The following is a 7568-nucleotide window of genomic DNA, read 5'->3' as shown; positions in this document are numbered from 1 at the left end:
GTTGTATGGAATTGAGCCGAGCGGTCCTTGAGTTCAAAGACCATGGCCAATTCGTGCAAGAGTTTGGCATTGTTTTCACGGTCAGTAGCTCCCACACCTGCGAAACGAGCTGACCAGACACCTGGCAAGCCACCAAGGACATCGACTTTGAGACCTGAGTCATCTGCCAAAACCATCTTGCCCGTTAATTGAGAAATAGTTTCTGCCTTGAGGCGGGCGTTTTCTTCGAAGGTCATGCCTGTTTCTGCTACTTCAGGTAAGTCAGGATAGTCATTAAGATTTTCCACATCGTATCCTAACTTGTCAAAGATAGCTCGAAATTCCTTGGTCTTGCCCTCGTTACGAGTCGCAATCAACAAGGTTTCTCTAACCTTGTTTGTCTCAAAGAAGTCGTGAACATTGACCCCTTCTTTAGGCAATTCCACATACAAGAGTTGCCCATTTTCAACCAAGAGCAGGGCCCCTTGACGTTGAATGACTTCCAAGTTACGTCCCATTTCTTGGTTGAGGATATCTACCACAAAAGACAATAAACGGTAGCGAGAACCATAGCGTAAAACAGCAACTGAAATCGGGAAACCTCGTTCCTCGTCTCGAAAGATTTTGGCCAATCCAACCAGAGGGAAATCCAAGTCTTCATCAGTCAACGTCCGGACGCCACCAAAAATAGCATAGGACCCGACATACCAGTCCTGGTCATCCTTGTATTCATAAATTTTATTTGTCATAATTCTACATGCTCCACATGAATCTCTTTTTCAAGCCATTCTTCACCAATTTGTGCAAAACTTTGGCTGCTGGCTGTTGTGTAAAAACGGTGATGGAGTGGTCCGGCATCGCGACCACGATTGATTTCAAAATAATTAAGTAAGACTGAGATATCCCGTACGCACTCTGCCCCACTATCGATGAGCTGAACCTTGGGTCCCATGACATTTTGAATAATGGGTCTGAGGAGTGGATAATGGGTACAACCCAAAATCAGGCTATCCACCTTTCCAACCAAGGGACGTAGGGTTTCATAAACTACTTTCTTAGTGACACTGGTTGACAGAGCCCCAGACTCCACCAAGGGAGCAAACTTGGGACAGGCCAAACTCTCCACCTGTAAGTCCGGATCCAGATCATTGATTTTCTGTCGGTAGATGTCAGATTGTACCGTCATAGGCGTTCCAATGACTCCGATTTTCCCACCTTGGCTGGACTTGATGGCTGCCGAAGCTCCTGGCAAAATTACACCTAGGACAGGAATATCTAGTTGAGCCTTGATTTCTTCCCAGACGACCGCAGTCGCTGTATTACAAGCAATGACAATCATTTTGACATCCTTGGTCAAAAGAAAGTTGACCAACTGCCAAGTATATTCACGAATTTGCTCAGCAGGACGGGGCCCGTAAGGCGCGCGTGCCGAATCTCCAATATAGACGATTTCTTCATGGGGAAGTTGGCGCATGAGCTCGCGCACAACGGTCAAGCCCCCGACACCCGAATCCAAAAAACCAATTGGTCGATTATCCATACAGTCTTCTTTCTAGTCTTTTTTCTGATTGATAGTTCATTATGATTATTGATCCTTATGAACTGAATGACATCCTAATCAACAACTATCTCTCTTAATCATAATCAAATATCAATAGAATGCAAGGAAAAAGTCTCATCCCTAAAACCATAGCCAACATAGTGAGAAGTCTGGAACTTTCATCCCAGACTTTTCCTTATTTATTTTTTCTTTTTATTGTTAGCAAGGGCTGCCTTTTGTTGGCGGATGATTTGGTGGTAAACTTGTTGTACCTTAGCTTCGCTTGGTTTTTGACCATTTGCACTCAAAAGAGTACGAACTGCTTCAGCATTCAAACGTGGGTTGTCAGCGAATTCTTTTTCAATTTGCTTACGAACCAAGTACATTCCTCCAAGAGCTCCTCCTAGAAAAGCTAGCACAATCAATACAATTGCTAAAAGTAAATCCATCATTTTTCTCCTGTTTCTTTTTGAGTCTCTTTCATTATACCACAAACTAGCCACCCTGACTAGTTTGTTTTACGCTTTCAGGGATGGAATAAATAGCAAAAAGAACCCTGCTTTTCTGCAAAAGAGGGCTCCTTACTGAGTTTATACTCAATGAAAATCAAAGAGTAAACTAGGACGCTAGCCGCAGGTTGCTCAAAACACTGTTTTGAGGTTGCAGATAGAGCTGACACGGTTTGAAGAGATTTTCGAAGAGTATTAATTTCATATTTCTGCCTATCCATTTATACTAATAAAAGACTGAGACACCAGATCTCAGCCTTTTTCTTTATCCCAAAACCAATTCATCACTGACCAGACTTTGACCACTATTTTTCTGGAAGAGATGCATGAGATTTTCAACCGTCAGATGCTTTTTCTCCTCTCCCTTGACATCCACCACTATCTTACCCTGATAGAGCATAATGATACGATTGCCGTACTCAATCGCATGGTTCATATCGTGGGTAATCATCAAAGTCGTCAACTGATGGTGTTCCACAATCTTTTGCGTCAAGTCCATCACCATTTGACTCGTTTTCGGATCAAGCGCCGCAGTGTGTTCATCCAAAAGCAAAAGTTTAGGTTTCACCAGAGCTGCCATGACTAGGGTCAAGGCCTGTCTTTGTCCTCCTGAAAGGTATTGGGTATCCACTTTCAAGCGATTTTCAAGGCCAATATTCAACTCTTTCAAGGCCTCTTGGAACTGGATTCTCTCCTTCTCCTTCACGCCCCAACCAAGCCCTCTCTTCTGCCCACGTCTCAAGGCAATAGCCATATTCTCCTCAATCGTCAAACGAGAAGCTGTTCCCATCTTAGGATCTTGAAAAACACGGGCAATATCCTTGGCTCTCTTTCTTACACTAAGATTTTTAATGGATTTGCCTGCCAATAAAAGGTCCCCTTCATCCACCGATAGATTGCCAGCCAAGATATTCATCAAAGTGGATTTCCCTGCTCCATTTCCACCAATCACAGAGATAAAATCTCCCTCTTCAACCTCTAAGTCTAATCCTTTGAGGACATGGTTCTCATTGACCGTCCCTGCTTCAAAGGTTTTGTGAATATTTTCAAGTGTTAACAAACTTGCCATAACTTTCTCCTCCTATTCATTTCTCAGTTTCAAACCACGAATCTTTAATCTCTTTTGCAGTTCTGGTGCAAATAACACTAAGGCTAGCAAGATTGCATTAAAGAGACGTACCAGGTTTTGATCTAGATTTGGAATTTCATAGATATTTAAAATAATCAAACGGTAAACAATGGCACCGATTCCGATAGATAACAAGCGACCTCCAATGGTCAAGTCGTGTATCAAAACTTCTGCAATAATAACTGCACTCAAACCAACAACGATGGTTCCTGTCCCAGAGGTTACGTCTGAAAATCCATCATTTTGAGCGAACAAGGAACCACACAGGGCAATCAAACCATTTGAAATCATGTAACCAACAATCTTCATGGTGTCTACATTGACCCCATTAGCCTCACTCATCGGAATATTGTCCCCAGTCGAACGCAAGACCAATCCAATCTCCGTTTTCATCAAAAGAGTCAAGACCAAACAAACAAGTAGGAGACAGGCCAAACTGAATGAGAAAACAGCTTCTTCATTTGTCAGCCCCAAGCTCGCCAATTGTTTAAAGACAGTTGAAGAATCTCCCAAGGAAAGGTTGGGCACACTGCCCATGATTTTAATATTGATTGAATAAAGCCCTGTCAAGGTCACAATCCCTGTCAAGAGAGCTGGGATTTTCATCTTGGTGTGGAGCATTCCTGATACAAGACCAGCTACCATACCTGCCAGCAAAGCAAGTAAGGTCGCAATCCAAGGATTTGTCCCTGCCTGTATCTGCGATACAACGACAGCTGCCCCCAAAGGAAAGGCTCCTTCAGCAGTCATATCCGCAATATCCAAAATACGGAAAGTCAAGTAAACTCCAATGGCCATAATCGACCACAACAAACCTTCTGATAAACTAGATAATACAAAACTCATCTTAAACCTCCCTATTCCTTGCTTTCCAACTTACTAATATCAATTCCTAGTGCATCTGCCATTTCTTGATTGGTATGCAATTCCAGTTTTTCAGGCAACTCAACTGCTATATTTTCTGGTTTCTCACCTTTTAAGACACGAATCAACATGCGGGCTGTCTGCCGTCCCAATTCTTCATAATTGGTACCGTAGTTATACAAACCACCAACCGCAATCATTTCCGTTGAGCCACCGAATACTGGAACCTTGTGTTTAATAGAAACCTGCTTAACTGTTTCCATGGTTGACGAAATGATATTGTCCGTTGGTACAAAAACCATATCCACTTCTGCCATCAAACTCTCTGCTGCCGCTTTGACATTGTTACTGTCCAAGATTGTTTTTTCAACAACGGTAAAGCCTTTTTCTTCCAGAAGTCGCTTAGCTTCATCCTTTTGGACAACTGAGTTTGGCTCGCTCTGAGTATAGAGGATTCCAATTGTTTTAGCTTTTGGCAACACTTTCTTTATCAAATTGATTTGGGTTGAGATAGCATCTGATGACTGATCACTTGTTCCAGTTACATTGCCCCCAGGATGCTCTCTTGACTCTACCAACTTGGCACTGACAGGGTCTGTTACAGCTGAAAAGATAACCGGTGTCGTTTGTGTTGTATTAGCCAAGCTCTGAGCAGAAGGCGTTGCGATAGCTAGAACGACATCACTAGATTCTGCTAGTTGCTGGGAAATCGTTTTTAGGTTTCGTTGTTCTCCCTGTGCATTTTGCAAATCAATCTCGATATTTTTCCCTTCAGCATAGCCTTGCTTGGCAAGCTCATCCACAAACCCTTCTCTAGTAGCGTCTAAGGACTGGTGGGTAATAAATTGCGAAATACCGATACGAAACACATCTTTTTTCTTATCTGCCTTCAACTGATGCAAACTAATCAGAGAGGTCAAGAGAATCCCCACTACCAAGAGAGGGGCTAGTAATTTTCGAACAACTTTCATAATGAAACTCCTTCTCAGAAAAGATAAAACAAAAAACCGCCTAGATAATATCTAAACGGATGCTTGAAATAAGCTAACAAGTTACAACTTAGCTAGTCCATTTAGATATTCATCTATATGGACCACAATCAAAAATCTTAGCCACATAGATACAAACAAATTGCTTGAACTGTTTGCATCCATGGTGACATGTCTACAAACACTATCTAAAGTAGCTAAAGTAAAAGTTTTGATTCATCGTTACAGCTTGTCTCTTATTCATTTCTTTTTCTGCTTTCTTTTTTGATGTTTCCTATCTTACCACCTTTTTCATCAGCTGTCAAGAATATTTCAGAATTTTTTAAAATTTTTCGAAAATTCTTTCAGGATACTTTCAAAGATTTTTTCAAATCAGTCCAACAAAAAAAGGTTTATAATTCCCATAAAAATTGATATGGAAATTATAAAACCATTATTAGTTTAACCCTTGTTGGTAACGCGCTAATTCGGCTTGGTTAGCCCAAACATAGTGACCTGGACGGATTTCTACCATAGATGGCTTATCAGTCTCATAGTCGTGTTGACTTGGGTCGTAAACCTTCAAGACCTTCTTACGTTCCAAGATTGGATCTGGGATTGGTACCGCTGAAAGCAAGGCTTGAGTATATGGATGAATTGGATTGTTAAACAATTCTTCTGTTTCTGCAACCTCTACAATAACACCCTTGTAAATAACTGCGATACGATCTGAAATAAAGCGAACGACAGACAAGTCATGGGCGATGAAGAGATAGGTCAAACCAAGTTCTTTTTGGAATTTTTTGAGCAAGTTCAAGACTTGAGCACGCACAGAAACGTCCAAGGCTGAAATGGGCTCATCCGCAATAACAAAGTCTGGTTGCATGACCAAGGCACGGGCAATACCGATACGTTGACGTTGACCACCTGAGAATTCATGAGGGTAACGAGTCAAGTGCTCAGCAAGAAGCCCCACTTCACGGATAATATTTTTAACTTTCTCTTTACGTTCTTCTTCATCCTTGAACAGATGATGATTGTAAAGACCTTCAGAAATAATATAATCAACAGTCGCACGTTCATTCAAACTTGCGGCAGGATCTTGAAAAATCATCTGGATACGACGAATCAATTCTGCAGCTTGTTCACGCGATTTCTTACCATTAATCTTTTGACCATCAAAAATGATATCCCCATTACTTGTATCATTAAGACCGATGATGGCACGACCAATAGTTGTTTTCCCACTACCTGACTCACCTACAAGCGAGAAAGTTTCTCCCTTGTTGATAAAGAAGTTAGCATTTTTAACTGCGACAAACTTCTTACTTCCTTCACCGAAGGAAATTTCTAAATCTTTGATTTCTACTAATTTTTCAGACATTTCCTTCCTCCTAGTCAGCCAGATGGGCAAATCCCATTTTTTCACGAATCTTATCATGGAGATTTGCAATCACAGCTGGTTTTTCTACTTTTGGAGCATCCTCATGAAGTAGCCAAGTTTTAGCCCAATGTGTCTCTGATACTGAGAATTGAGGAGCTTTTTGTTCGAAGTCAATTTGCATTGCATAGTCAGAACGCAAGGCAAAGGCATCCCCTTTCAGGTCAGTATAAAGTGACGGAGGTGTTCCTGGGATTGAGTAAAGATCCCCTTTATCATCAGCAAGCTGAGGCAAGCTAGACAAGAGACTCCATGTATATGGATGGCGAGGGTCATAGAAGACTTCCTCAACAGTTCCATACTCAACGATTTCTCCTGCATACATAACCGCTACCTTATCTGCAATACTTGCCACCACACCAAGGTCGTGGGTGATAAAGATTGTTGTGAAATGGTACTCGTTTTGTAAAGATTTCAACAAATCAATAATCTGAGCTTGGATGGTCACATCCAAGGCAGTCGTTGGCTCATCACAAATCAAGACATCAGGTCGGCAGGCAAGAGCAATCGCAATAACGATACGTTGACGCATTCCTCCAGAATATTGGAATGGGTATTCATCAAAACGTCTATCTGCATCTGGAATCCCAACCTTATTCATGTAGTCAATGGCCAATTCTTTCGCTTCTTTAGCTGTTTTTCCTTGGTGTTTTACAATAACTTCTGTAATCTGACTACCAATTGTTTTAATTGGGTCCAAACTAGTCATTGGATCTTGGAAGATAGTCGCAATCTTAGCGCCACGAATTTGTTCCCAATCCTTGTGAGAAGATAAAGCTGTCAAATCTTGACCACGGTAGTCAATGCTACCTTGGGCAATGCGACCATTTTCTTCAAGCATACCTGTGAAAGTCTTTGTCAAAACAGATTTTCCTGATCCTGACTCACCTACCAAGGCTAATACTTCTCCTTCAACTAGTTCAAGGGAAACGCCGCGAATGGCTGTCAATACTTTGTCACGAACGTCAAATTCCACGACAATATCGCGAGCAGTCAAAATTACATTTTTTTCTTTTGTCATTTCTACTCCTATCTATGTGTACGTGGATCACTAGCATCCGCTAAGTTTTGACCAACTACGAAAAGGGATAAGGATACCAAGACAAGAGTTGTCAATGGAATCCAGAAGAGGTATGCA

8 protein-coding genes and 1 pseudogene are annotated in these 7568 nt (G+C 41.6%); all 9 read right to left on the bottom strand.

Annotation, left to right across the window (positions count from 1 at the left end):
* Positions 1–728, bottom strand: a 728-nt coding sequence (locus ACLNCN_RS02320; RefSeq protein ID WP_424844538.1) for a nucleoside-triphosphate diphosphatase, incomplete at its 3' end; no start/stop codon positions are given.
* The gene (gene racE, locus ACLNCN_RS02315; protein ID WP_033684754.1) at positions 725–1519 is read right to left on the bottom strand and encodes a glutamate racemase; all 795 of its coding nucleotides are present in this window, start codon (positions 1517–1519) and stop codon (positions 725–727) included. The genes racE and ACLNCN_RS02320, both read right to left, overlap by 4 nt.
* Positions 1520–1719: 200 nt before the next feature.
* Positions 1720–1968, bottom strand: coding sequence for a YneF family protein (locus ACLNCN_RS02310; protein ID WP_000364990.1), 249 nt, complete (start codon positions 1966–1968; stop codon positions 1720–1722).
* A 325-nt stretch (positions 1969–2293) separates the two neighbouring features.
* The gene (locus ACLNCN_RS02305; RefSeq protein WP_024057379.1) at positions 2294–3097 is read right to left on the bottom strand and encodes an ABC transporter ATP-binding protein; all 804 of its coding nucleotides are present in this window, start codon (positions 3095–3097) and stop codon (positions 2294–2296) included.
* Positions 3098–3109: 12 nt separating this feature from the next.
* Positions 3110–4003 (bottom strand): ABC transporter permease, encoded by an 894-nt coding sequence (locus ACLNCN_RS02300; RefSeq protein ID WP_000011439.1) that lies wholly within the window; start codon positions 4001–4003, stop codon positions 3110–3112.
* Between the two features lie 11 nt (positions 4004–4014).
* Complete coding sequence (locus tag ACLNCN_RS02295; protein ID WP_024057377.1) at positions 4015–4992, bottom strand: ABC transporter substrate-binding protein; 978 nt, start codon at positions 4990–4992, stop codon at positions 4015–4017.
* A 454-nt stretch (positions 4993–5446) separates the two neighbouring features.
* The gene (locus tag ACLNCN_RS02290; protein WP_001291284.1) at positions 5447–6373 is read right to left on the bottom strand and encodes an ATP-binding cassette domain-containing protein; all 927 of its coding nucleotides are present in this window, start codon (positions 6371–6373) and stop codon (positions 5447–5449) included.
* Positions 6374–6383: 10 nt separating this feature from the next.
* Positions 6384–7451, bottom strand: a complete 1068-nt coding sequence (locus ACLNCN_RS02285) for an ABC transporter ATP-binding protein (RefSeq protein ID WP_000159550.1) — start codon at positions 7449–7451, stop codon at positions 6384–6386.
* Between the two features lie 8 nt (positions 7452–7459).
* A pseudogene (locus ACLNCN_RS02280) lies at positions 7460–7568 on the bottom strand (oligopeptide ABC transporter permease OppC); the annotation flags it as partial.

This window comes from Streptococcus sp. CL8.13, assembly GCF_049737895.1.
The sequence above is the reverse complement of the archived record's forward strand: the minus strand, read 5'-3'. Positions and strand labels throughout refer to the sequence as shown.